The 23,479-nt window shown below is 66.9% G+C and carries 25 protein-coding genes; 12 read left to right on the top strand and 13 right to left on the bottom strand.

Going from position 1 to position 23,479, the window contains the following annotated elements; all coding sequences use genetic code 11:
* Nucleotides 1-11: 11 nt before the first annotated feature.
* Complete coding sequence (locus LJE61_RS00995; RefSeq protein WP_296911760.1) at nt 12-1,271, bottom strand: multifunctional CCA addition/repair protein; 1,260 nt, start codon at nt 1,269-1,271, stop codon at nt 12-14.
* Between the two features lie 192 nt (nt 1,272-1,463).
* Here LJE61_RS00995 and LJE61_RS00990 point away from each other — a divergent pair, with 192 nt between their 5' ends.
* The 3 genes from LJE61_RS00990 to LJE61_RS00980 all read left to right on the top strand — a co-directional run bounded on the left by LJE61_RS00990 (nt 1,464) and on the right by LJE61_RS00980 (nt 3,148).
* Entirely contained in the window at nt 1,464-1,946 is a 483-nt protein-coding gene (locus tag LJE61_RS00990; RefSeq protein WP_296911762.1) for a DUF2939 domain-containing protein, read from the top strand.
* 102 nt (nt 1,947-2,048) lie between these two features.
* Nucleotides 2,049-2,579 carry a hypothetical protein gene (locus LJE61_RS00985; protein ID WP_296917123.1) on the top strand — a complete coding sequence of 177 codons (531 nt, stop codon included), beginning with the start codon at nt 2,049-2,051 and terminating at the stop codon, nt 2,577-2,579.
* A 152-nt stretch (nt 2,580-2,731) separates the two neighbouring features.
* Nucleotides 2,732-3,148 carry a YajD family HNH nuclease gene (locus tag LJE61_RS00980; protein ID WP_296911787.1) on the top strand — a complete coding sequence of 139 codons (417 nt, stop codon included), beginning with the start codon at nt 2,732-2,734 and terminating at the stop codon, nt 3,146-3,148.
* 25 nt (nt 3,149-3,173) lie between these two features.
* Here LJE61_RS00980 and LJE61_RS00975 read toward each other — a convergent pair whose 3' ends face one another.
* The 9 genes from LJE61_RS00975 to LJE61_RS00935 all read right to left on the bottom strand — a co-directional run bounded on the left by LJE61_RS00975 (nt 3,174) and on the right by LJE61_RS00935 (nt 11,544).
* On the bottom strand, nt 3,174-3,782 hold the full coding sequence (locus tag LJE61_RS00975) for a V-type ATP synthase subunit D (protein ID WP_296911768.1): 609 nt from the start codon (nt 3,780-3,782) through the stop codon (nt 3,174-3,176).
* Complete coding sequence (locus tag LJE61_RS00970; RefSeq protein ID WP_296911770.1) at nt 3,779-5,194, bottom strand: V-type ATP synthase subunit B; 1,416 nt, start codon at nt 5,192-5,194, stop codon at nt 3,779-3,781. The genes LJE61_RS00975 and LJE61_RS00970 overlap by 4 nt, the downstream gene beginning before the upstream one ends.
* Nucleotides 5,191-6,981, bottom strand: a complete 1,791-nt coding sequence (locus LJE61_RS00965) for a V-type ATP synthase subunit A (RefSeq protein WP_296911772.1) — start codon at nt 6,979-6,981, stop codon at nt 5,191-5,193. Before LJE61_RS00965 ends, LJE61_RS00970 begins: the two co-directional genes overlap by 4 nt.
* A complete protein-coding gene (locus LJE61_RS00960; protein WP_296911774.1) occupies nt 6,978-7,607 on the bottom strand; it encodes a hypothetical protein in 630 nt (209 codons plus the stop codon). The genes LJE61_RS00965 and LJE61_RS00960 overlap by 4 nt, the downstream gene beginning before the upstream one ends.
* Nucleotides 7,604-7,900 (bottom strand): V-type ATP synthase subunit F, encoded by a 297-nt coding sequence (locus LJE61_RS00955; protein WP_296911777.1) that lies wholly within the window; start codon nt 7,898-7,900, stop codon nt 7,604-7,606. The genes LJE61_RS00960 and LJE61_RS00955 overlap by 4 nt, the downstream gene beginning before the upstream one ends.
* Before the next feature lie 13 nt (nt 7,901-7,913).
* Nucleotides 7,914-8,270: an ATP synthase subunit C gene (locus tag LJE61_RS00950; protein ID WP_296911779.1), complete on the bottom strand. Its 357-nt coding sequence runs from the start codon at nt 8,268-8,270 to the stop codon at nt 7,914-7,916.
* 309 nt (nt 8,271-8,579) lie between these two features.
* A complete protein-coding gene (locus tag LJE61_RS00945) occupies nt 8,580-10,403 on the bottom strand; it encodes a V-type ATPase 116kDa subunit family protein (protein WP_296911781.1) in 1,824 nt (607 codons plus the stop codon).
* Nucleotides 10,400-11,164: a hypothetical protein gene (locus tag LJE61_RS00940; RefSeq protein WP_296917121.1), complete on the bottom strand. Its 765-nt coding sequence runs from the start codon at nt 11,162-11,164 to the stop codon at nt 10,400-10,402. Before LJE61_RS00940 ends, LJE61_RS00945 begins: the two co-directional genes overlap by 4 nt.
* Entirely contained in the window at nt 11,161-11,544 is a 384-nt protein-coding gene (locus LJE61_RS00935) for a hypothetical protein (RefSeq protein WP_296911785.1), read from the bottom strand. Before LJE61_RS00935 ends, LJE61_RS00940 begins: the two co-directional genes overlap by 4 nt.
* Before the next feature lie 260 nt (nt 11,545-11,804).
* Here LJE61_RS00935 and LJE61_RS00930 point away from each other — a divergent pair, with 260 nt between their 5' ends.
* From LJE61_RS00930 to LJE61_RS00890, 9 genes are all read left to right on the top strand, one after another.
* A complete protein-coding gene (locus tag LJE61_RS00930; protein WP_296914307.1) occupies nt 11,805-12,122 on the top strand; it encodes an ATPase in 318 nt (105 codons plus the stop codon).
* Between the two features lie 61 nt (nt 12,123-12,183).
* On the top strand, nt 12,184-13,254 hold the full coding sequence (locus LJE61_RS00925; RefSeq protein ID WP_296914303.1) for a V0D/AC39 family V-type ATPase subunit: 1,071 nt from the start codon (nt 12,184-12,186) through the stop codon (nt 13,252-13,254).
* Between the two features lie 56 nt (nt 13,255-13,310).
* The gene (locus tag LJE61_RS00920; protein WP_296914298.1) at nt 13,311-15,179 is read left to right on the top strand and encodes a V-type ATP synthase subunit I; all 1,869 of its coding nucleotides are present in this window, start codon (nt 13,311-13,313) and stop codon (nt 15,177-15,179) included.
* A gap of 331 nt (nt 15,180-15,510) precedes the next feature.
* On the top strand, nt 15,511-15,963 hold the full coding sequence (locus LJE61_RS00915; protein ID WP_296914296.1) for an ATP synthase subunit C: 453 nt from the start codon (nt 15,511-15,513) through the stop codon (nt 15,961-15,963).
* A 65-nt stretch (nt 15,964-16,028) separates the two neighbouring features.
* Nucleotides 16,029-16,367 (top strand): V-type ATP synthase subunit F, encoded by a 339-nt coding sequence (locus tag LJE61_RS00910; protein ID WP_296914310.1) that lies wholly within the window; start codon nt 16,029-16,031, stop codon nt 16,365-16,367.
* Between the two features lie 58 nt (nt 16,368-16,425).
* Nucleotides 16,426-17,067 (top strand): V-type ATP synthase subunit E, encoded by a 642-nt coding sequence (locus tag LJE61_RS00905; RefSeq protein ID WP_296917119.1) that lies wholly within the window; start codon nt 16,426-16,428, stop codon nt 17,065-17,067.
* A gap of 4 nt (nt 17,068-17,071) precedes the next feature.
* On the top strand, nt 17,072-18,868 hold the full coding sequence (locus LJE61_RS00900; protein ID WP_296914291.1) for a V-type ATP synthase subunit A: 1,797 nt from the start codon (nt 17,072-17,074) through the stop codon (nt 18,866-18,868).
* Between the two features lie 301 nt (nt 18,869-19,169).
* Entirely contained in the window at nt 19,170-20,549 is a 1,380-nt protein-coding gene (locus tag LJE61_RS00895; protein WP_296914289.1) for a V-type ATP synthase subunit B, read from the top strand.
* Between the two features lie 287 nt (nt 20,550-20,836).
* Entirely contained in the window at nt 20,837-21,028 is a 192-nt protein-coding gene (locus tag LJE61_RS00890) for a YgaP family membrane protein (RefSeq protein ID WP_296914286.1), read from the top strand.
* 211 nt (nt 21,029-21,239) lie between these two features.
* Here LJE61_RS00890 and LJE61_RS00885 read toward each other — a convergent pair whose 3' ends face one another.
* The 3 genes from LJE61_RS00885 to LJE61_RS00875 are packed head-to-tail and all read right to left on the bottom strand — an operon-like array spanning nt 21,240 to nt 23,475.
* Nucleotides 21,240-21,974 carry an LrgB family protein gene (locus tag LJE61_RS00885; RefSeq protein ID WP_296914284.1) on the bottom strand — a complete coding sequence of 245 codons (735 nt, stop codon included), beginning with the start codon at nt 21,972-21,974 and terminating at the stop codon, nt 21,240-21,242.
* Nucleotides 21,967-22,341, bottom strand: coding sequence for a CidA/LrgA family protein (locus LJE61_RS00880; protein ID WP_296914280.1), 375 nt, complete (start codon nt 22,339-22,341; stop codon nt 21,967-21,969). The genes LJE61_RS00885 and LJE61_RS00880 overlap by 8 nt, the downstream gene beginning before the upstream one ends.
* 24 nt (nt 22,342-22,365) lie before the next feature.
* The gene (locus LJE61_RS00875) at nt 22,366-23,475 is read right to left on the bottom strand and encodes an osmoprotectant NAGGN system M42 family peptidase (RefSeq protein ID WP_296914277.1); all 1,110 of its coding nucleotides are present in this window, start codon (nt 23,473-23,475) and stop codon (nt 22,366-22,368) included.
* Between the last annotated feature and the right edge of the window lie 4 nt (nt 23,476-23,479).

Genomic DNA, 23,479 nt, shown 5'->3' with positions numbered 1-23,479 from the left:
GTGTCAGGCTCCTAGGACCTCGGGCGCTGCGAGCGCCCCGCGCCGGCGGTCTTCACGGCCGCGACGCGCGCCTCGTGTGTGCGTTGGCGGATGAGCCGCGGCTCGCCGGCGGCCCGGGCGATCGCGCCGACGTCCACCGCGGCGGCGGCCGCGTGCAGCCGCCGCAGGGTCTCACCCTGGGGGTAGGCGCGCTCGGCATAGCCGGTGCGGCCCCGATAGTCCGCCTCGCAGGCGGTCAGCATCCGATGGAAACGCTCGGGACGGCGGAAGGCGTCGGCACCCTCGAGCAGATCGACGACGGTCGCCGCGCGCAGCTCGTCGACCTTGTGGGTGAGGCCGTGATAGCGGGCGGTGATCCGCGCCAGCTCACGGAACCGGGCGGGGATCGGAAACCGCTCGCAGATGAACTCGAGCAGGGCGACGCCGCGTTCCTCATGACCCTTGTGGCTCGGCAGGATCTCGGCAGGCGTGGTGCCTTTTCCGAGATCGTGACAGAGGGCCGCAAAGCGGATCTCGATCAGCGGTGAGAGACGTGCGGCCATGTCGACCACCAGCATCGTATGGACACCCGTGTCGATCTCAGGGTGCCACTTGGCGGGTTGGGGCACGCCCCAGAGCCGATCGAGCTCAGGCAGCAGACGGGCGAGCGCGCCGCACTCGCGCAGGACCTCGAAGAAGCGCGACGGACGGTCTTCCCCGAGCGCGCGCGCCCATTCCTGCCAGACGCGCTCGGGCACGAGGGCATCGACCTCCCCGGCGTCGACCATCGAGCGCATGAGGTCGAGCGTCTCGGGGGCGACCCCGAAGCCCAGGGCGTGGAAGCGGGCGGCGAAACGGGCGACGCGCAGGATTCTGACGGGGTCTTCGGCGAAGGCCGGCGAGACGTGCCGGAGGACGCGTGCCCTGAGATCGGCCAGCCCGCCGTAAGGGTCGATCAAGACGCCGGAGGGATCCTCGGCCAGCGCATTGATGGTGAGATCGCGGCGCTGAAGGTCCGCCTCGAGCGTGACGTCGGGCTCCGCGTGGACGGCGAACCCGTGGTAGCCGGGCGCAGTCTTGCGCTCGGTGCGAGCCAGGGCATACTCGTCCTTGGTCTCTGGGTGGAGAAAGACCGGGAAGTCTTTGCCGACCTGCCGGAACCCGCGGGTCAGCAGGTCATCGGCGGTCGCGCCGACCACCACGAAATCGCGCTCATTCACCGGACGGCCGAGCAGGCGGTCCCGAACGGCCCCGCCGACCAGATAGGTCTCCAGGCCCGCCGTGATGCTCATGCTGCGCGCCCCGCCCTTGGCTGGCTCAGACCTGCGTGTCGCCCGCCGCCGTCAGGGTCGACGGCGGGGCGCTCCGGGGGGTCAATCGTTGTCTGCACGCGTCTCTCGGCACGTCTGTGGTCATGGGATTATACCGGGTGCCCGCTTGCGGTTAGAATCCAGGATCCGCCACGGTGAGGAGACACGAGGACGATGCGACTGTTCGGCTACCTGGTCCTGTTCGCGCTGATCGGCTACGGCGTCTGGCCCTATTTCACGGTCTACCGTCTCGATGAGGCGATCAGTCAGGAGGGCACGGCGCAGCTCGCGACCATGGTGGACCTGCCGGCGATCCGTGCCAACTACAAGGCTCGCGTCACCGCTGGGGTGGGCGGGTTGTTCCCGTCGGACGATCCCGACAGCGTGATGAGCTGGCTGCGGCAGAACGTCGAGCGTCTCGGCGACTCCGCGCTCGATCAGGCCGTCACCTTGCCATGGGTGCGAGACACGTTGCGCAGCGCCGTCACCCAGGCCACGGGCCAGACGCCGCCGTACCTGATTGGGGGGATCGACTTTGCCTTCTTCGAGTCCTATAACCGCTTCCTGGTTCGGATCGGCGAGCTCGGCCGCGCCCCGACCCACGTACGGCTGACCCTGCAGGGCACCGACTGGAAGATCACGGACATCATCCAGTAGCAACCGCCTCTAGGATGCTGATTGATCGGCCATCCTGGCCGCCAATCAGCACGGAAAACCCTGACTTCTTCACCGCTTCCCTAGCCGCGAGCGCCATGCCCCTTGACCGGTCGGCTGCGCCGCCTGCCGCCCGGCACCTTCGACATCCGTGTTGCCCCGATGCGCGCCGGGCAGGACACGCGCATTCGGCTCGTCTATCTCCAGCCGATCGCCATCGATCACGGCATCGGACGCTATGTCTACCCGTTGGAGGAAGGCGGCGTGGACGAGGCCAAGCTCGCCTTCTGGACGGCCAGCACCGAGGTGCAGGAGCGCTTCCGGTTCGACCTGCGTCTGCGTTCGGGCTATCCGGTCGAGACGGTGCTCCGGCCCGACGACCGCTTCCGGGTCGTCACCTTCAACAACAGCGCCCGCGAGCTCACCCGCGGCTATACCCCGGCGACCGCCGAGGCCGCGCGCGCATGGGCGGACCGGGTCACCGCCGAGCAGCAAGCTCACCCATGCGGCATTGCATGGCGTCCGGCTCGAGATCGAGGGGGTCCGCGTGGCCGACATCACCCCGACCCGCCCGGGGTCGCTCTGCGGACCGCGCACTCTTGCTGTTCGCCGCCGCCGTCGCCGACAAGACCCTGATCGAGGGGCGCACCGGTCAGGCTCTCTTCAGCGACACGGCCTGGCCTCCGGTGTACCCGGCACACGCCACGGGTTTCCTTGTTGGGGTCATGCTGGAGGCGGCCAGACGGATTAAGATGAGGCGCATCGCCAACCTTCTCGAGGACACTGCTATGGCTTCCCCCCATGGCCCACGTCACCCCAGGACCGGCAAGCCCATCGACAGCGCGAAGCTGGACCGGGTCGTCGCACAGGCACGCAAGGCGAGTGATGAGCGCGCCGCCGGCTATCGCGAGCAGGCCCTGAAGCTCTACCCCTGGGTCTGCGGACGTTGCGCGCGGACCTTCACGCGCGAGAATCTCCGTGAGCTCACCGTCCATCACAAGGACATGGACCACGACAACAATCCGCCCGACGGCAGGAACTGGGAGCTGCTCTGCGTCTATTGCCACGACAACGAGCACCAGAAATACGAGGAGCACCTTGCGGCCATCGCCGCCGGACGCGGCACCAAGCCTGGGGCGACCAGCAAGCAGGCCACCCACAACCCCTTCGAGGGACTCGCGGAGCTGCTGAAGAAGGGCGAGTGACGGGCCTGCCGCCGATCGGCTCGGCTCAGGCGTGCACCTGGCGTGCACGCGCGACCTCCTCGCGCTCGAGCTCTTCGAGGGCGGCCTCGATGCCGCGCAGGGTTTCGTCGATCTCGGGGAGCAGCACGTCTTCAAGGGCACGGGCCCGACGCGCAGTCCGCGCATAATCCGCGCGCAGGCGCTGCAGGTTTCCCACCATGGCGCCGAGACGGGCCGCGAGCGGGATCAGTGCCTGAAAGGCCCTGCGACAGGCCTCCGCCTCCGGACTCGCGGCGACGCTTGCGGGCGCCTCCCGCGGCTGCGTCTGCGGCCCCAACAGGTCGTAGAGGATGACCCCCAGCACGCGGCGCGGGGTGAGCTCCAGCCCGGTCTCCATCGCGGGGGTCGGGGGATAGACGGACAGGCCCTCCAGACCCTGGCGCGCGACGGCAGCTTCGAGCGCGTTCCCGGCCTCGCGGTACGCGTCACCGAACAGGGCGAGCTCCTGCTCGTAACGACCGAGCTCGGCCAGGATCTCGGCGGCCAGGATCAGCCGCTTCTCGTCCAGGAAGCGGTAGCCTTCCTGCATGCTCGCGCGTTCGTCCTTGAGCTCCAGGAAGGCGCTTTGCGTCGGGATGGGGACGCGCTCGCTCACCGGGGGGGCTCTCGCTGACTGCGCTCGCCGAGCAGATGCTCGCGGATCTGTCGGTCATCGAGCCGGTGCAGCTCACCGCGCGGCAACCCGCGCAGGACCGCCCAGCCCGCGGCCATGCTCTCCTCGAGCGTGCGTGCCTCCACACCCTGGTGGATCACACGCTGCTCGAATTCGTCGCCGAAGACCAGCAGCTTGCGGTCGTCCTCGGACAGGCCGTCCTCGCCGACGACGCTCGCGAGCACCCGCGTCTGCTGCGCCTGACTGTAGGAGGCATAGAGTTGGGCGGCGAGCGCCGGGTGGTCGGCGTGCGTTCGGCCTTTGCCGATCCCGTCCTTCATCAGACGCGACAGGCTCGGGAGCACCCGGATCGGCGGATAGAGGTCGCGGCGGTGCAGGTCCCGATCGAGCACAACCTGCCCCTCGGTGATGTAGCCCGTGAGATCCGGGATCGGGTGCGTGATGTCGTCGTTGGGCATAGTCAGGATGGGGACCTGCGTCACCGATCCGGCCAGCCCGCGGATCCGCCCGGCACGCTCATAGATGGTGGCCAGATCCGAGTACATATAGCCCGGATAGCCCTTCCGGCTCGGCACCTCGCCGCGACTCGCCGAGACCTCCCGAAGCGCCTCGCAGTAGTTGGTGAGGTCGGTCAGGATCACCAGGACATGCTTGCCCTCGACGAAGGCGAGATACTCCGCGGCGGTCAAGGCGAAGCGCGGCGCCAGCAGGCGTTGCGCACTTGAATCACTTGCGAGGTTGAGAAAGAGGACCGTGCGCGCCAGCGCCGCGCTCTTCTCCAACTCCTCGCGGAAGAACTCGGCGCTGTCGTGAGGGATACCGATGCCGGCGAAGACGATCGCGAACTCCTCCGTCTCCTCGGGCTTGCCGGGCAGTCGTGCGTTGCAGGCGATGTCGACCGCGATGCGGTCGTGGGGCAGCCCCCCGCCCGAAAAGAGCGGCAGCTTCTGCCCCCGCACCAGGCTGTTCATCAGATCGATCGCGGTGAAGCCGGTCTCGAGGAACTCGCTCGGCGCCTCTCGGGCCGAGGGCTTGATCGGCAGACCATCGACCCGGTATGCCTGCTCGGCGGCAAGCGGAGGCCCGCCATCGATCGGTCTGCCGATCCCGTTGAAGACGCGCCCGAGGAGGCCCGGCCCGACCTGGAAACGCAACGGCTCGCCGAAGAAGCGGACGCGGGTGCCCGCGAGGGCGAGTCCGGCCGTGTCGTCCAGCATCTCGACCGTGATCGAGTGCTGATCCAAGGCGGCGATGCGCCCCAGCCGCACCGAACCGTCGCTTCCCTCCACCTCAACCGCCTCGTTCAGACCGACGTCCAGGCTGCGGCTCAAGAACAGCAATGGCCCCTCGGCACGGTTGGCAATCTCTTCCCCAACGAGTCTGGCGTATGTCATGTGCTGACTTCACTCGCGCCGGCATCCTCCGCGCTCCCGGCCCGGGATTGGTTGATCAGCCGACGCAGCGTGGCGGTCAATTCCTGATCGAGGGCAGAGAAGGCCTCCCAATCGCCCTCAGGGATCTCCTCGCCCATCCGCATCAGGTGTCGAAAGATCGCCTGGTCACGGATCGCCTCGGGCGGCACACCGACCTCCAGCAGCCGCTCCGCGCCCTCGATGAAGCTGCCGATGAGGCGCATCATGACCGCCTGACGCGACGGCGTGGCATAGCGATCGTTGGTCGAGAAGGCCGACTGGCGCAGGAAGCACTGGTTGATCAGCTGGGCGCACAGCAGCACCAGACGCTGACGCGCCGGCATCGCATCCCGCCCGATGATGCGCGCCATCCGCTCCAGACGGGCCTCCTCCTCGAGCAGCGTCAGGAAACGCCGGCGCAGCTCCTGCCAGCGCGTGCAGCCTATGGCGTGCCACCAGCGCACCAGGCTGTCGGCCGCCAAACTGTAGGACTGCAGCGGGTGGATCGCCGGGTAGAAGCGCGCCTGGGCGCGCCGGACGTCGAGCCCCCAGAGTGAGCCCACATAACGCTTCGTATGGGTCGTCACGGGTTCCGAGAAGTCGCCCGAAGGCGGACTGACGGCACCGAGGAGGGTCACCGACCCGATCTCGCCGCCCAGGGTGCGGACACGCGCCGCACGTTCGTAGAAGTCCGCCAGCCGACTGCTGAGATACGCCGGATAACCCGCCTCGCCGGGCAGCTCGCCGAGCCGCCCGGAGACCTCGCGAAGGGCCTCGGCCCAGCGGCTGGTCGAGTCAGCCATCAGGGTCACGTTCATCCCCTGGTCACGGAAATACTCTGCCACGGTGATGCCGGTATAGATGCTTGCCTCGCGCGCTGACACCGGCATGTTCGAGGTATTGGCAATCACGACCGTGCGTTCGAGCAGGGGCCGTCCGCTGCGCGGGTCCTCCAGCTCGGTGAGCTCTGCCAGCAATCCCGCCAGCTCGTTGCCCCGCTCCCCGCAGCCGACATAGACGATGACATCGGCGTTGCACCACTTCGCCACGGTCTCCAGCAAGACGGTCTTGCCGGTACCGAAACCGCCCGGGATGGCGCCCGTGCCGCCGCGCGCGACCGGGAACAGGCAGTCGATGATGCGCTGGCCGGTGAGCATGGGCTCGTCCGATGCGAGGCGCGCCTGCACCGGACGCGGCACCCGCACCGGCCAGCCGTGGGTCATGGCGACCGTCAGGCGCCTCCCGTCTGGGGCCTCGAGCCAACAGATGGCCTGGTCGTCCGAATACTCGCCCGCCTCGGCGATCGCGCTGACCCGGCCGCCGGGCAGGTCGGGCGGGACCAGACAGCGCTGGGGGATGCCCGCGCCGCTTGCGATCTCACCGATCGCCACCCCTGGGTTGAGCAGCTCGCCGACCCGCACGCTCGGCGTGAACCAGAGTCGCTGGGGGGCCTGCACCTGCATGCCCGGTTTGACGTACGGATCGCTTGGATCTCCCACGGGTCGCAGCAGACCGTCGAAGATCCGGGACAGGATCGCCGGACCGAGACGGATCGACAGCAGCTGGTCCGACCCCGTGACCTGCACGCCGGGGCGCAGGCCGCTGGTATCCTCGTAGAGCTGGACCGTAATCTCGTCGCGGGCGATCCGGATCACCTCGCCGAGCAGGGATTGCTCGCCAACCGTGACCGCCTCACGCAGGCGGAACGGGCCGTCCGGGCGCGCGCGCAGCACCGGCCCGCTGATCCAGATGGTTGCGGCCGTGCTCACGGTCGAGCCCCCTCGCTGTCCGGGCGCCGTGCCAGGAGCGCCAGCAGACGCGCCTCGACACGCCGGCGGTCGCGCAGCAATCCGGCGAGAGTCGCGTCCAGCAATGCCCCTTCGGTCTCGATGATCAGTCCGGCACTCAAGCCGCCGTCGGCCACGAAATGCGGCGCCTGACCCAGGAACTTGGTCAGACCCGCGGCCAACGGCGCCCACTCCGAGGCGGGCCAGTCGGGCGGATGGCGCACCGTCCAGAGACCGCGAGGAAGCAGGTGCCGCGCCTGCTCGAGATAGTGTCCCGCCCAAGTGCGGCGGACGTCCGGATCCGTCCAGCGGGCGGCCAGGGTCTCTCTCAACTGAGGCCAGGCCAGCTCCAGCAGGCGCGTATTGGCCCGGTCCCCGGTCGCGCGTGAACGGGTCTCGTGCTCGGCGCGCGCCGCATGGAGCCGGGCGCGCGCATTGGCGCGCTCCGCGAGCACGCGTTGGTGGAGCTCGGTCCGCGCGCGGCGGTACGCCGCTGCGGTGAGCGTGGCGGCCTCCGAGCGGGCTCTGCCCAGCAACGCGCGGCACTCTGACTCCCCGTACTCCTCGATCAGATCGAGGAGCCTGCGCTCGCGTTCGTCGAGCTTCATTCGGCCATCCCCAGGTGGCGGCGCACGACGGCGACGAGGTCCGGAGGGACAACGCGGTTGCGGACATCCGGAATCACCAGGACCAGGGGCCACCGCTCCGTCTCGACGCGCTGGAGTAGATCCTGCGGCAAGGCCGCTGCGACCTCCGCCGTCAGGATGATGAGCTGTACCTCGCCGCACAGGCGCGCGAAGAGCTCCCGAACCTCATGCGCTCGCGGCTGATGGACCTCCGCGCCGGCGAGCCGAAAGCCGAGACCACTGACCTCATCGCCGAGAAAGGCACAGACCGACATGGGCCTCGAAACCTCAGCCAAGCCGGTTGAGGATCAGCACCGAGATGATCACGCCATAGATCGCGATGCCCTCGGCGAGCCCCACCAGGATGACCACCCGCCCGAACAGCTCGGGTTTCTCTGCCAGCGCACCGACTGCGGCGGTCCCGACGGTCGCGACGGCATAGGCCGCCGCGAGCGAACCCACCGCCGTCACCAGCGCCGCCGCCAGATAACCCCAGCGCAGGACATCCGGATCTGCCGCCGCGACCTCCAGCGCCAAGACCTCCGATGCAATCGCGCCCGGCTGCCAGAACAGCAGACCGGACAGGCCGACGAGGACCGCGACACCCAGGACCATCAAGCCGACGAGCAGGACTTGCCGGTTCATAACTCCACTCCGAATCCGATTATCGTTCCGGCGTCCGCCGCTGGAGCGACCCCGCCACATCCGCGGCCCGTCAACTACCGAGCCGCCGTCCGATCGCGGGTCCTCGCGTCCGCCCGCCAGACACCGCCAGCTCCGGGACCCCGGATCAAGAGACGCCGCAAGCGGCCCGGTCAAGCGCATTCTACGAAATCTGCGCGGCACCAGGCCGGGACCGGGAAGCCGGCGGCCCCGGTGGAGCCGAGATGCCAGATATCCCTGCGCCTTCTGTGCTTTCCTCTCGGCCCGACTGCTCAGCGCCACCGCCGCGTCTCAAACAGCCTCCTGCACCACCGCCGGTGGCGCCGGCAACGGCCGGAAGACCCGGCCCGTCCCGCGCAGGAAACGATTGAAGAACTCGAACAGCACGAGCCGCGTGGTCTGGATCGAAACCACCAGACCCTCCAGAGCAATGATCAACAGGTTGCCCAGGAACATGATGAGGATCCCGGCCCAGAGCGGCGCTGCATCCGCCATTGTGACCACCGCGACCGAGAGGCTGGAATGAGCCAGCGCGAACGCCCCGACCCGCGCGAACGAGAGTGTGTTGACCAGGATCTGCATCACGGACTCCAGCAGGTGGCCGATCGCGGCGAGTGCACCGATCAACGCGCGATGGACCATGAAGGCGCCGACCGCATACCAGGCCAACCCCAGCAGGGCCACCCACCCGAGCGCGGGTCGGAACACCATCGCGATCAGCCCGAGGTAGAGCACGAGGAAGCCAAGGTCCCTCATCAGCCAGTGCCCGAGCTCGCCGCGCCAAAGCGCGCTCAGGCCCGACAACAGATGACCGAGACTCAGCAGAGCGATGGCGAAGATCAATGGGACCGCGAGCAGGGTGATGGGATCATGCAGCGGATGCAGCCAGAGTGCCGGGATGATGTCTTCGCGCCCGAACAGGCTCCCGAACAACACCCCGAAGAACATCGCCGAGACACCACCCAGGACCAGCAGCCGAGCCTCGGCCCAGCGGCGCTTCAACCCAAGGCCGACGCCGAGCAGCACCCCGCCTTGACCGAGATCGCCGAACATGTACCCGAACAGTAAGGGCACGACGACGAGCAGGACCGGGGTCGGGTCCGCCTCGTCGGAGTCGGGGACACCAAAGGCTCGCGCAAAGAGCTCGAACGGCCGCATCCAAGGCGGGTTGTCGAGGATCTGCGGCGGACGTTTCCCCGCCGGTGGCTTGGTCAGACGCAGCAGGGCGCGCGTGCGGGCGGCCTCCAGGGCGGCCCGGAGCCCGTTGCCGGACAGGTCATCGGTCCAGCCCGTGATCCAAACCAGGTGCTCGCCGGCGCGCTCCAGGCCGCCAACATGGTCGGCGAACCAGGCCAGTCCGGCGACCTCCCCGAGCGCATCGCCGAGGTCGAGCTCGTCGAACAGGGTATCGAGCTCGGCGTTGAGATAGACGATGCGGGTCGCGAGGAACTCGCGGCGCGCGCCGATTCGCGCCAGTGCCTCGCGTGCGTCGCCTCGCAGCCAGGGCGGTCGCTCGATGATGCGCCCCTTGACCAACTGCACCTGATGCTTGACCGCGTCGAGCCGATCGAGCGGACCCAGGATCATGGCGCAGAATTCATCCCCCCACGGGATCGGGCGCTGGATGACCCAATCCGGCAGGTGCGGATCGGCGTCCTTCGGCAGGACGACGCAGAAGGTTCCCAGCACCGGCCCACTGCGCGCGACGGCTGCGAAATCAAGGTCACGATCGACAATCTTTCCGATCACCTGTGCCAGCCACTTGAGGCGGACCGCTTCCTCCTCGCAGGATTGAAGGATGTCGATCAAGGGATCCGCCTCGCGCCGCCATGCCTCGATGCGGGCGAGCGCGCGCTCCAGCACCGCCTCCGGCGCCTCGACCAGGACCTGACGTCGGAGTCGCCCGCGCTCCCAATAGCGACCGTAACGCGACCCGAGGGTCGCGTAGACGCCGAGTCCTTCGCAGAGGTGTTGGACCGGGAAGTCCGCCGGAGTCTCGTCGCGCAGCTCGATCTCGACCGCGCCGGTGCGTGCGAGCTCGGTGACCGTGCGCACGCTCTCGCCACGCGGGCATAGGACCTCGAACCAGCGTGTCGACGCGGGCCGCAGCATCATCCCTCCCGATCCGCGCTGAATACCGCGCGGGTCAGGAGCGCAGCCCGCAGGCGCTCGAGGTCCAGGAACACCAGCGCCAGATAGCCGAAGAGTGCGGCCGGCTGCAGGAGGTGCTGGTGAAGATGCAGGCGCAGGCGCTCACGAAGGGCCTCGCGCAGGGCCCAGGCAGACGCGGGCGACACCTGGCGGAACGCATCCAAATGCCTTGGCACGAGCACCGCGAGCCACTCGAGGTTGCGCCGCTTCTGCCGGCCGCAGGCCGGCCAGCGCTCGCGCCAGCCCGTCAGCCAGCGGGCACCGAGCCCACTCGGCTCGGGGAGGCGAATCAGCGCAGCGAGTCCAGCGGACTCGAGCGCGGCTGGATCCAGCGCGTCGCCCTCACCGATCAGGCCCCCGAGCTGATCATCCCGCCGCACCCAGTCCGGCAGTCCGTCCCCGCGGGAGACGTGCTCGAACAATGGCAGCCAAGGCAGCCAGCCCACCCACTCGATCGCCGGCCGCCAGGGGCGCGGCGCCCATTCGGCGGTGGTCAGAGCGGACTCGCGCGCGAGTGCACGAAGCCCGCGCTCCAGATCATGGGGCTGACTCAGCCCCGAGAACCCTCTGACCCACTCGCTCAGGCCGCTGACCCGCGCCTCTTCGAGATAGGCGGCGAGCGTGCGCGCGCTCGCCAGCCGCTGCCAGTCCGCGGGAGAGGGAAGGCGCGATACCCGGGCCAGTATGCGTGCCTGAGCGTAGGCGAAACCGCAGCAGCAGGTCATGTGGCCCCGCCCCCGGCAGGCGATGGAGGGACCCGCCCGTCGACACCCGTCATCTCGTCCACCAGGGCCTCGACAGCGGCGGTCAGGCGGTCCCGGGACCGCCCATCGATGTCCTCCTCGGCGCGGACATCCGAGGCAGCGTCCAGAAGCTCGGCGAGCGCCCGTTGGAGACTCAGGTCGGCGGTCCGTTGGACCTGCAGGATGCGATCGTCCGCCCGGCCGACAATCCGCCGCGCGCGCTCGTCCGCCGCCGCCAACAGGCGCTCGGCCTCACCTCGGCAGGCCTCGACGCGCTCGCGTCCGGCCGCCTCTGCGGCCAGCACACGGTTGAATGCGGCGTCGATCCGCTGGACGTCGGCATCGGACGGCCGTTTGCTCACCCCGCCCCTCGCTCCGCCCGGCCGAAAGGGCTCGCCCCCGGTCAGGCGGCTTAGTTAGAATCTGCTCATATTCTAGTCGGGCGCCCCGCGGATGGGTCGGCTGGCGATCTCGGGGGCTGACCGGCGTCAGTTTCCCAGATGATCGGCCTGCGGAGCGAGGCCGATCTGGCGCAACACACCCTCGATCGCACGCGCTTTTTCACGGATCTTCGCGTAAGGTATTGGCTTTGTCACTCTTGTAGAATGCCTGGAAGCCAACGATGGATGACACCCTCCAACGACTCCTCGACGCGGAGATGCGGGCCGAGAAGATCGCGCAACAGGCCGAGGCGGAGCAGGAACGTATCATCCAGAAGGCAATGGCGGACGCCAAGTCCGAGAACGATCGCTTCACCGCGCGCATCCCGGACCTGCATCGCGCGTTCATCAAAAAGGCCGAGGAGCGCGCCGAGCAAAACATCGCTGAGCTACGTCGGCGCTATGACGAGCGGCACGTCCAGTTGCGCGACCAAGCCGAGCGCCGCGAGTCCGAAGCACTCGGGGCCGCCTTTGAGGTGCTGGTCGACCCCGAGCGTTGACATCGGCTCGAGTCCCGGCCGACGTCACACCCGATCCGTCCCGATCCAGCTCCGTCCCAACATGACCCTCGCCGCCGAACATGCCTATCTGAACACACGCGTCTCGGTCATGGCGACCCGACTGCTTGAGCCGACCGCGATCGGTCCGCTCTCGCGGCTCCCATTGTCCGACCTGGCGGAACGCTTCCGCCTGAGCGCCATCCTCGACGAGCAACACTCGGCCCGCGCCCGCAGTCGCGCGGTCGAGCAGAGTCTGATCCAGGTCCTGCTCGCCGAGCTTCTGATCCTGGTGCGGCCCATGCATACCGCCGAGCGCCGGCTGGTTCTCGACTGGGGCGGCAAGTATGCCCTGTTCAACCTCAAGACGCTGATCCGCGGCAAGCTCCACAACCTGGATCAGAAGGAGATCCGCGACAATCTGTTCGAGCTCCCCGAGCAGATGCGACTCTCCGAGCAGGTGAGCGCCGATCTGTTCCGGGCGGAGAATGTCCTGGAGCTGTTGCGGCAATTGGAGGCGGGGGCGCACCGAACGATCGCGCGCCAGGCGCGCGAGATCTACGAGCAGCAGCGCGAGCCCTTCGAGCTGGAGGCCGCGATCGATCAGCGTTATTACGCCGGCCTCATCCGCCAGGCCATGGCGTTCACGGACCACCACCTGGATCCGTTGAAACGTCTGATCGGCGCCGAGCTCGACCGGATCAACCTGCTTTGGCTCCTGCGCTTCCGGTTCTCTTACATGCTCTCGCCTTCGGAGACCTTCTATCATCTCGTCCCCTCGATGCGCCTGTTAACGCGGGATCGCCTGCTCCAGCTGGTCAATCTGGAGAGCTTCCAAGGGGTCATCGACGCCTTGCCGCCACCGCTCGACCAGCTCCTGGCCGATAGTCGTAACATCGTCGACGTCCAGAAGCGGATCGGCCGCTACGCGGCGGGCGAAGCTTATCGGGTGCTCCACCGCACCCAATCGGCCGTGGCGCGTGCACTCGCATACCTCATCTTGCGCGAACGCGACCTGCTGTTTCTGTTCGCATTGGCTCAAGGACAGATCCTGAATCTGCCTGCCGCCGCCATCGAGATCGCGGTCGAGCTGGCAGAGCCCGGCTGTCACTGGGCCGGGACGCAGGCGGCCTGATGGCGGTGGAGCAACGTCGGACGCAGGGTGACTAGCGCATGTTGAGACCGACGCCGATGAAACACGTCCGCCTCCTGGTCCTCACCGAGGATCTGCCCCAGGCGTCGCTCGCCCTGGCCGACATGGAGAGCTTCCACCCCGATACCCGCCCCCCCGCCGAGAGCCGTCTGGATGGGTTGCCGGCGCGCGAATACCGCGAGGTCTTCACGCAGGCGAGCGCGCGTCTGGAGAAGATCGCCAAGCTGATCCCGAACGAGGAGACGCCGTACATCGAGGAGGTCCGGGTCGTCGACTTCGCCGAGCTGCAGGGCCTGAACGACTGGTTGGGCAAGGTCTGGAACGAGACATCCAGCTACGAGGAAGATCTGCGCCGTCTCGAAGACGAAGAGCGGCTGGTCAAGGAGCAGCAGGCCGCATTGGCCAACTTCGCCGATCTGAACATCGACCTAGGGATGCTGCACAGCAAGATGCGTTTCCTGGACTTCTACGTAGGCTTGGTGCCGCGCGAGAACCTGCGTCAATTGCAGGGAGCGGTCGGCCTTGCGGACCATATCCTCCACGTCTACATGCAGGAGGGGGAAAACGCCCACGTGGTCATCGTCGGTCCCACCGGGAGCAAGGAGGCCCAGCTCTCCGCCGTGCTGGATGCCGCGGGTTTTCAGAACCTCCCGATCCCGCAAGGACTCGACCGCAACCCGGCCGAGCTGGGGCGTGATCTCGATGCACAACGCCTGGCCATCGCCGCGCAGCGGAAGACGCTGCAGGAGACCCTGAAGCGGTGGTCGGAGCCCTTCGAGGGACCGCTGCTAGAGGCTCGCCGTACCTTGATGCTCGCCGAGCCCCTCGTCGGCCTCGATCCGTCGATCCGCAGCGCCGGCTATCTGGCCTACTTGGCCGGATGGGTCCCGGCCCGCTCGGTCGAGCGGCTGGGCGCACGGCTGCGCGAGTCGCTCAACCACCCGTTCCAGATGACCGTCCGCAACCCCGCGGCGGAGGAGCGCGCGCTGGTCCCGACCGTGCCGGCGGAGAGCTGGGTCCTCACCCCTTTCGCGATGCTCGTCAGGCAATACGGGGTACCCGAGTACGGCGAGGTCGATCCGACACCCCTGTTCGCGGTCACCTTCATCCTGATGTTCGGCAGCATGTTCGGCGACATCGGGCAGGGCGCCGTCATCGCGCTGGCCGCCTGGCTCTTGCGCAGGAAGCTGGGTCGTTTCTGGCCGTTCGGACTCATGGCCGGACTCTCCTCCATGGTCTTCGGAGTGCTGTTCGGCAGCCTCTTCGGCGTGGAGCATCTGCTGCCCGCGCTCTGGATGAGTCCGCTCAGCGACCCGCTCCTGATGATGCGCATCGCCCTGGGCTGGGGCGTGGTCTTCCTGACGCTCGCCTGTCTGCTTGGGATCTACAACCGGCTGGTGATCAGGAACTGGTCAGGGGCTGTCTTCGGCCATCACGGCATCATCAACCTAATCTTCTATCTCGCGCTGATCACCGGCGGTTTCAACATCGCCAACGCCGGCGCATTCGGCGCCGTTCCGGCCGGTCTGGTGATCGCCACCCTGGCGGCGCTCGCCTGGCACAGTTGGCGACGTCAACAGGCCCCGGCGGGCGAGAAGGTCCTGGTGGTTGTCATCGAGACCCTGGAGACGCTCATCGGCTATGTGTCCAATACCTTGTCTTTCCTGCGTGTCGCTGCCTTCAGCCTCAACCACGTTGCATTGTCGATCGCAATCTTCACCCTCGCGGATATGATGGGGGCCTTTGGCCATGTCGTGACGGTGATCCTTGGGAACCTCTTCGTCATCGTCCTGGAGGGTGGCATCGTCATGATTCAGGTGATGCGCTTGCAGTATTTCGAGGGATTCTCCCGCTATTTCTCTGGCAACGGGCATGAATTCGCGCCGCTCAGGTATCGTCGAGGGTAGCCCGCCAGATGGAGATGTGCGTCGCATCTGGTATGGCGGAGCGCGGGGCGACGATCGTCCCCGGGAGCGAGACGCGACGACGTGGAACAGCGGGCCCCATTGCGAGCCGTCACAACGCGGCGATCGGGTGCGAGAGACGTGTGTCGCGGCGGACAATCCATCTGGGACGGCTAAATCTCGTCATCGGACAGGCGTAACCGATGGGACGCGGATACCCCGGCATCCCTGAAGGACCAGAACGACAACCGCGTCGGCTTGGGATTCGATTCGAGCCGCCGACCCGACCACCGCAAGATCATCAACCAAACCAAACACAACCTTGGAGCGCCCCATGCACTGGCTCGTTGCCCTCATGTCCGTTGCAATCCTCGCCCTCATCCTCATCGGCCTCGTGCTCGAGTTTCGGCCCCAGCTCGCGACCCGGGCGCGCCCCTGGTTCAAGCCGGCGATAGGGACCCAGCTGGTCGCCTTCGTCGGCGCACAGCTCGGTTTGCTGGTCTTCGGCATCAATGATGTGTTGGCCACCGAGATGGTCTCCGAGCCCGGTGCCGCGGCGGGTGAATTGTCCATCGGCATGGGTTTGGCGATCATTGGTGCAGGGATACCAACCGGACTCTCGACCATCGGTGCGGGTATCGCCGTCGGCCCAATTGGTGCCGCCTCGCTCGCCGCGATCACCGAGAAGCCGGAGAACCTCGGTCGCACCCTCATCTATCTCGGGCTCGCCGAGGGTATCGCGATCTACGGCCTGGTGATCTCCATACTGCTGCTCAACCGGATTTGACGGCGTCGCACAGGGGATCCGGCGTGGACGCAGAGAATCACTACGAGCACGACCACCCAACGCGAATGCTTTTCCTCGGCGAGGAGCGGCTCGCGGATGGTTTTCGCCTCATCGGCTTCGAGACCCATCCCAACCCCGAGCCCGACGCAGTGGACCGGATCCTCCGCGACCTGCTGCGTGGGCGCGAGAAGGCCTTCGTCGTGGTCGACGACGCCGTCATGCAGCAGGACATCCCGAGTCTCAAACGGGTGCGCCGTGAAGGCGGGCGGATCGTCGTGATCGCCGTGCCGGCGCTTGGCGAGGGTCCCAAGCTCGGGAGCGAGGTGGCAGGTCGGCTGGCCGCCCTGTTTGGCAGCGCCGTTATCCATACCAGAGCAGACGCAGAGCCGGAACGCAGCGGTTGAACCGCAAGGGCGCGCGGAAAAACGACGTGTCGGGAACTTCGATATCCGGGGATCAACCGTGAATCAGGTACAAGAGCTCGAGCAGGCCATCCTGGCCCGTGCGGAACGACTGGCGAATGAGTATCGCGAGCGGGCAAACCGCAGCCGCGACAACATCCTTCGCGAGGCCGCGGATCGGCTGCGCATGCGCGAAAGCCGTGAGGAGAGCATCGCCAAGACGCTCGCCGACCGGACCTTCCGCGAGCGGGTGCAGTCCAGCGAGCTCCAGATGCAGACGGATCTGGACCGCATGCGCTGGAATCTGGTGCAGGACGTCGAGCAGGCCCTCGCCGGACGTATGAGGGCCTTCAGCGAAGACCTTCCGCGCTACGATCCCTGGTTGGATAGGCTGATCGCGGGGGCGGTGGCACTCATCGAGGACAAGGTCCTGATCGTCTCGGCCAACTCCCGTGACCAGAAGCGCCTGTCCGAGCGCTGGGAAGGCGTTCTCGAGGCACTGCCCGCGGACAAGACCGCCACCCTGGCCGACGAGCCGCTGGACACGGTCGGGGGCGTGCTCGTCACCAACGCCGATCGACGCATCCGGGTGGACAACACCTTCGAGGGCCGGCTCGAGCGGCTGCGTCCCAACGTCCAACGGGTCATCCTCGAACGGCTGCTGCCGAGCGGGTTCGACACGGGCAACCTCTTTTCCGGATGAGACCATGAGTGAAAGCAAGAGAATCGGCGTCATCCGTGACATCAACGGTCCGATTGTCACCGTCGAGCTGCCGGGAGTGCGCAGCGGCGAGCAGGTCAAGATCGGGGAGCTGGGTCTCTTCGGCGAGGTGATCTCGCTCCGTGGTGAGCGGGCAGTCGTTCAGACCTACGAATCCACTGACGGGGTGCGGCCCGGAGAGCCTGCGCTGGGGCTGGGTTGGCCCCTCTCGGTCGAGCTGGGGCCGGGCCTGATGGGCGGTATCTTCGACGGCGTGCAGCGTCCGCTCGAAAAGATCGCTTTGGAGTCAGGCGACTATATCCGCCGAGGCATTTCAGTACCGGCGCTCGACCGCGCCCGCGAGTGGGAGCTCGAGCCCAATCGGGAGCTCAGCCCGGGCGCGAGGATCGGTCCGGGGACCATCCTGGGCACCGTGCAGGAGACCGAGACCATCGTGCATCGGATCATGGTCCCGCCCGGCGTGGAGGGCGAGCTCCTGGAGGTGGCGCCCGCGGGTGCGTACGACATCGAATCGACCATTGCCCGCGTGCGCGATCAGCGCGGCATCAGCCATCGCCTGAGCATGTATCAACGCTGGCCGGTGCGTAAGCCTCGCCCCTATCTGCGGCGTGATGACGGCGTGTCGCCGCTGATCACGGGGCAACGGGTGATCGACACCTTCTTTCCGCAGCTCAAGGGCGGTAAGGGCGCCGTACCCGGACCCTTCGGTGCCGGCAAGACCGTTGTCCAACAGCAGATCGCACGCTGGTCGAATGCCGACATCGTGATCTATGTGGGCTGCGGCGAGCGCGGCAACGAGCTGGTGGACGTGCTCGAGAGCTTCCCCGAGCTGGACGACCCCTATACGGGCCGCAAGCTCATGGAGCGCACCCTGCTGGTCGCCAATACCTCGAACATGCCGGTGGTAGCCCGCGAGGCATCCATCTATGTCGGGATCACCATGGCGGAGTATTACCGCGACATGGGCTATGACGTGGTGATGCTGGCCGATTCGACCAGCCGCTGGGCCGAGGCCCTGCGCGAAGTCTCGGGGCGGCTCGGCCAGATGCCGGTCGAGGAAGGCTATCCCGCCTATCTGGCCTCCCGTCTCGCGGCGGTCTACGAGCGCGCCGGGCGCGTCGAGACGTATGGCGCCGGCTCGGGATCGGTCACCCTGATCGGCGCGGTCTCGCCCCCCGGCGGCGACTTCTCCGAGCCGGTCACCAGCCACACCAAGGACATCATCGAGACCTTCTGGGCGCTCTCCAAGGAGCTCGCCGATGCACGCCACTATCCCTCGATCGACTGGGTGACCAGCTTCTCCAAGCACGTTCGCACCGCTGGCGAGTGGTGGCACAAGGAGGTCGACCCGGATTGGGAAAAACGCCGGACCGCCGCACTCGCCCTCCTCGCCCGTGACGCCGAGCTCTCGCGCATCGTCAACCTGGTCGGACCCGAGGCGCTTTCCGACGCACAGCGCTGGGAGCTCGAGGGCGCGTCGCTCATCAAGGAGGGCGTGTTGCAGCAGAGTGCGCTGGACGAGATCGACACCTTCTGCTCACCCGAAAAGCAATACGCCTTGATCGACCTCGCGATCACCATCTACAAACGCGGCGCCGCGCTGATCAAGCTAGGCGTCCCGGTCTCGGAGCTGCAACAGCTCCCGCTGATGGCCAAGATGCGACGCCTGAAGTCGCTGTACTCGAGCGAGCAGATCGACCAGGTCCACGCCTTCCGCGCCGAAGTCGATCAGGCCATGGAGTCCGTGCGGATGGAGTACGCCAAACACGGTGAGCAGGTCTAGGAGCCTGTCGGACTTGAGGCCGATCTATTGCGCCGGCGGGGGGCGGCCCATTTTCAGTCACCTAAGCGACCGATCATGAAGCAAAGCGGAAATCGCACGTTCGCTTTGCGTCTTGCGGGATTGCGGAGAATGCGATTTCTCAAGGTCCCCTTCAGTCGCCCAGGGGGATGCCGACTATGACCAGGATGGCCAATGGATCAGGGTCTCCGTGAGCGCCGTCCGGGGTGAAAGACGGCAGTCGTGGACCGATACGAGGTCGAATCGATATGACACCAATGAAGAGCATGCTGGACGCGGTTGAATGAGCATCAAAGAATATCGCACGACTGTCGAGGCCCGGGGCGGGCTGCTGCTTGTCAAGGACACATCGGCGGTCGCCTTCGGCGACCGTGTGCAAATCACCGACCATGGCGGCCAAATCCGCAATGGGCAGGTCATCCGAAGCGCCGACAACGAGGTCCTGATCCTGGTCTTCGAGGGCACGGACGACCTCGACTTGGAGAACACCTGGGTGCGTTTCCTCGATGAGCCGGTCGAGATCGCACTGTCTCCCGAGATTCTCGGGCGTGAGTTCAATGGGCTGGGCGTCCCGCGCGACGGTCGCCCCCCGGTCCTGTCGAGCATCCGCCGCCCGGTCGGCGGGTCCGCCATCAACCCAGCCGCACGCACCTATCCACGCGAATTCATTCAGACCGGGATCTCCACCATCGACGGGCTGAACAGCCTGGTGCGCGGACAGAAGCTGCCGATCTTCTCGGGCTCGGGACTCCCGCACAACCGCCTGGCGGCCCAGATCGGGCGGCAGGCGAAGCTGGTTGACCAGGAATCAAGCTTCTCGGTGGTCTTCGCCGCGATGGGCGTCTCCTATTCCGACGCCAAGTTCTTCCGGGACGAGTTCGCGAGCTCGGGCGTGCTGCGCAATGTGGTGATGTTCGTCAACCTGGCCGACGACCCGCCGGTCGAGCGTCTCACCCTCCCGCGCACCGCGCTGACCGCCGCCGAGTACCTGGCCTATGACCTCGACCGTCATGTCCTGGTCATCCTCACGGATATGACCAATTATGCCGAGGCGCTGCGCGAGGTCGCGACGGCGAAGGGCGACGTCCCTGCGCGCAAAGGCTACCCGGGCTACCTCTATTCCGACCTCGCCGAGATCTACGAGCGCTGCGGGCGCATCCACGACCGCCACGGCTCCATCACCATGATGCCCGTGGTCTCGATGCCCTCCGACGACATCACTCACCCCATCCCGGACCTGACCGGCTACATCACCGAGGGGCAGATCGTGCTATCGCGCGAGCTGCACAACCAGGGCATCTATCCGCCGGTCCATATCTCCCCGAGCCTGTCCCGCCTCATGAAGGACGGGATCGGCAAAGACGACACGCGCGAGGATCATCCCCGCGTCGCCGCCCAGATCTACGCCCTCTATGCGCGTGCGCAGGAGACCCGCAACCTTGCCTCCATCATCGGCGCCGACGAGCTCTCCGAACGCGACCGCCGCTATCTTGCCTTCGCCGATGCGTTCGATGAACGCTTCGTCGGCCAAGGCGATGCCGAAGACCGCTCCATCGAGGCCACACTCAACCTCGCCTGGGAGCTCATGAGCATGTTCCCCCGCGATATGCTCACCCGTCTGAAGGAGACGGATCTCGCGAAGTATTATCAGCAAACGGATTGACCGGGCACGGTCAAGGTCGCCCCGGCGCCGCGTCCCCATCAGACTGCGCGCGCCCGACCTTCGACCAATGGGCCGGAAGCCGTGTCGCACCTTGCGTTAGCGCTGCCACGGCGATCGGCATGGTCGCTCGCCCGATCAGTCGGCGGGCTTTCATATAAACCATCACCCGTGTATGGTTACGGCGCGTGACATTGTCACGGAGCAGTCTCATCGATCCAGCCCGCCCGTCGTTTGAGTGGACCGGCATCGGACAATTCACCCGAACAATCGTGCAAGAGGAGCTTCTTATGGAATTCTCGAAGAACATCGGCGAGTACGATCGCAAAATCCGCTTGGTCGCCGGCGTCGTGATCGCATTTTGGGGTGTTTACGCCCAGAGCTGGCTCGGTCTGATCGGCGTGGTCCTGCTTGTGACGGCCTTCCTGCGCACATGCCCCGCCTACAGTGTCCTGAAGATGGACACGCTGGAGAAAAAATAGCCCCTGACAGCGCGGAAAGGGACCTCTCGCCCCGCGCGCCGTGCCGTGCACGGCGCCGCGACGCGGGCAACCTGGGGATTCACCGCAAGAGGCAGCGCTTCCCAGCGGGCAGGGTACCCGGATGACAGCTCCGCCGCCCGACCCGGTCAAATACCGGCGCTCCCCGCCCTGCGGATAGCCAATCGCTGATCACGTCTGGCTCCGCGCCCGATCACTCGCCGACCAAGCCCACCCAGGTCAGCAACGACGGCAGCAGCGTGGCGGTCAGGAAGGCCGAGAGGGCCATCGCCAGACCCGAGAAGGCGCCCATGGTCGCACTGACCTGGAACGCACGCGCGGTCCCGATCCCATGCGAGGTCGCCCCCATGGCGATGCCCTTGACTGCATCGTCGCGGATACCCAACAGCCGCAGGAGTCCGGTTCCGAAGACCGCCCCCACGATCCCGGTGCTGACCACCAGCACCGCGGTGAGCGAAGGGATCCCGCCCAGCTTCTCGGAGATCCCCATGGCGACAGGGGCGGTCACCGACTTGGGGGCCAGGGACACCTGAGTCGCGACGTCGGCACCGAGCAAGGCGGCGAGGCCGACGGCACTCAAGCTCGCAGTGAGCACGCCGGCCAGGAGGGCGGCACCGATCGGCAGCGCCAGGGCACCCAGACGCGCGCGCTGGCGATAGAGGGGGATGGCCAGTGAGACGGTGGCTGGACCGAGCAGAAAATGGACGAACTGTGCACCATCGAAATAGACCCCATAAGGGGTGTCCGTGGCCACCAAGATGGCGATCAACAGGGCCACCGCGATCCCGACCGGGTTCAAGAGGGGATTTCCGCGGCCGAGGCGATAGAGCCGGTCGGCCAAGAGGTAGCACACCAGCGTCGCCGACAGCCACAAGAGTGGCGAGGCCGCAAGATAGACCCAGATCTGCGTCAACGGGGTCTCAGTCATCGACCTTGCTCCGGCGCGTCAGACCCATCGACATCAGCCGGCGCACCCCGACCATCGTCAGGGCGGTCGCCGCGAGCGTGACCAGGGTCCCCAGGACGAGTGACGTCGCGATCGCCAACCACTGACCTTGAATCCGCTCCCAATGGAGCATCACGCCGACCCCGGCGGGAACGAACAACAACGAAAAGTGCGCAAGCAGGGCGTCGGCGGTATGTCCGACGTCATCGGACACGCCGCCGCGCAGGAACAGCCAACCGAGCAGGAGCAGCATTCCCAGCACGGGGCCGGGGATCGGCAGACCGGCGAGCAGCACGGTGGTCTCGCCGACGAGCTGACAGAGCAGGATCAGGGTCAGGGCCTGGAGCATCGTCTCGGTCGGTCGGAACTGCGCTCACCCTGGCTGAATCGGAAAGCCGGCGCGCGGGCCGATCTCGTAGCGATCCCGGCGGTAAAGGGGCGGTCCCTGCATGTAGACCGTGACCAGCTTAGCCAAAGACTCCAGCGCGTCGAGATGGATCCGCTCGTAGCCGTGCGAGGCGTCGATCCCGAAGGTCACCAGTGCGGTGCGCACGTCATTGCCCGCAGTCAGCGCCGCCGCGCTGTCCGAGCGATAGTACTTGAAGACGTCACGTTGGTGCGGGATCCCGAACTCCTGACAGAGCTGGATGATGCGATGGGTGAGGTGATAGTCAAACGGACCGACCTCGTCCGCCATGGCGATGGTCACGCCGAACTCGCTCGAGTTCTGCCCGGGGGCCGTCGTGCCGTTGTCGATGGTGAGCATCTCGGCGACGTCCTGATGGAGGGCGGCGGACGCCCCGGAGCCGACCTCCTCGGAGACGGTGAAGATCGGATGGCAGTCCACCGGCAGATCGAGCCCTTCGCGCCGGACCGCCTCGATCGCCGCCAGCAGGACCGCTGTCCCGGCCTTGTCGTCGAGATGACGGGAATTGATGAAGCCCGTGTCGGTGATCTCCGGATTGGCGTCGATGGCCAGGAAATCGCCGACATGGACACCGAGCCGCAGAAGATCGGCGACATTGCTCACCTGTGCATCGACCCGAAACTCCACGAAGTCCCAGCCCCCCGGCTGGTTGTCGATCTCGGGGGCGAAGGTGTGGCCGGAGGCCTTCAGCGGCAGAATGGTCCCCCGCCATTGGCAGGTGTCGGTGAAGAGGGTACCGCGCGCACCCTCGGCAAAGCGGGCGTTCCAATGGCCCACCGGGACCAGTTGCAGACGGCCGTTCTCCTTGAGCGACTTCACCATCGCCCCGAGCGTGTCGACATGAGCAACGAGCGCCCGATCCGGCTGGGAGACCTCGCCCTTCAGGTTGGCACGGATGGTCCCGCGGCGCGTTAGCTCAAAGGCCACCTCGAGCCGTTCGAGCTCCTCACAGACGAGATGGACGACACGATCCGTATATCCGGACGGGCTGGGGGTGTACAGCAGCTTCAGCAGGATTTCAACCAGGTATCGGCCATCGATCGTCGGCAGCTTCAATAGC

Origin of the sequence: Thiocapsa sp. (assembly GCF_022340925.1) — a bacterium.
Classification (GTDB): Bacteria; Pseudomonadota; Gammaproteobacteria; order Chromatiales; family Chromatiaceae; genus Thiocapsa.
This window is presented reverse-complemented; position numbering and strand designations above follow the sequence as displayed.

Excerpts from the sequence above, each read along its gene's own strand:
- LJE61_RS00885 (WP_296914284.1), bottom strand. The coding sequence starts at position 21,974 with ATGACTGAGACCCCGTTGACGCAGATCTGGGTCTATCTTGCGGCCTCG.
- LJE61_RS00970 (WP_296911770.1), bottom strand. The coding sequence starts at position 5,194 with ATGACATACGCCAGACTCGTTGGGGAAGAGATTGCCAACCGTGCCGAG.
- LJE61_RS00945 (WP_296911781.1), bottom strand. The coding sequence starts at position 10,403 with ATGATGCTGCGGCCCGCGTCGACACGCTGGTTCGAGGTCCTATGCCCG.
- LJE61_RS00960 (WP_296911774.1), bottom strand. The coding sequence starts at position 7,607 with ATGAAGCTCGACGAACGCGAGCGCAGGCTCCTCGATCTGATCGAGGAG.
- LJE61_RS00910 (WP_296914310.1), top strand. The coding sequence starts at position 16,029 with ATGCTTTTCCTCGGCGAGGAGCGGCTCGCGGATGGTTTTCGCCTCATC.
- LJE61_RS00900 (WP_296914291.1), top strand. The coding sequence starts at position 17,072 with ATGAGTGAAAGCAAGAGAATCGGCGTCATCCGTGACATCAACGGTCCG.
- LJE61_RS00980 (WP_296911787.1), top strand. The coding sequence starts at position 2,732 with ATGGCTTCCCCCCATGGCCCACGTCACCCCAGGACCGGCAAGCCCATC.
- LJE61_RS00880 (WP_296914280.1), bottom strand. The coding sequence starts at position 22,341 with ATGCTCCAGGCCCTGACCCTGATCCTGCTCTGTCAGCTCGTCGGCGAG.
- LJE61_RS00950 (WP_296911779.1), bottom strand. The coding sequence starts at position 8,270 with ATGAACCGGCAAGTCCTGCTCGTCGGCTTGATGGTCCTGGGTGTCGCG.
- LJE61_RS00930 (WP_296914307.1), top strand. The coding sequence starts at position 11,805 with ATGGATGACACCCTCCAACGACTCCTCGACGCGGAGATGCGGGCCGAG.
- LJE61_RS00995 (WP_296911760.1), bottom strand. The coding sequence starts at position 1,271 with ATGAGCATCACGGCGGGCCTGGAGACCTATCTGGTCGGCGGGGCCGTT.
- LJE61_RS00940 (WP_296917121.1), bottom strand. The coding sequence starts at position 11,164 with ATGACCTGCTGCTGCGGTTTCGCCTACGCTCAGGCACGCATACTGGCC.
- LJE61_RS00920 (WP_296914298.1), top strand. The coding sequence starts at position 13,311 with ATGAAACACGTCCGCCTCCTGGTCCTCACCGAGGATCTGCCCCAGGCG.
- LJE61_RS00890 (WP_296914286.1), top strand. The coding sequence starts at position 20,837 with ATGGAATTCTCGAAGAACATCGGCGAGTACGATCGCAAAATCCGCTTG.
- LJE61_RS00990 (WP_296911762.1), top strand. The coding sequence starts at position 1,464 with ATGCGACTGTTCGGCTACCTGGTCCTGTTCGCGCTGATCGGCTACGGC.
- LJE61_RS00925 (WP_296914303.1), top strand. The coding sequence starts at position 12,184 with ATGACCCTCGCCGCCGAACATGCCTATCTGAACACACGCGTCTCGGTC.
- LJE61_RS00915 (WP_296914296.1), top strand. The coding sequence starts at position 15,511 with ATGCACTGGCTCGTTGCCCTCATGTCCGTTGCAATCCTCGCCCTCATC.
- LJE61_RS00895 (WP_296914289.1), top strand. The coding sequence starts at position 19,170 with ATGAGCATCAAAGAATATCGCACGACTGTCGAGGCCCGGGGCGGGCTG.
- LJE61_RS00955 (WP_296911777.1), bottom strand. The coding sequence starts at position 7,900 with ATGTCGGTCTGTGCCTTTCTCGGCGATGAGGTCAGTGGTCTCGGCTTT.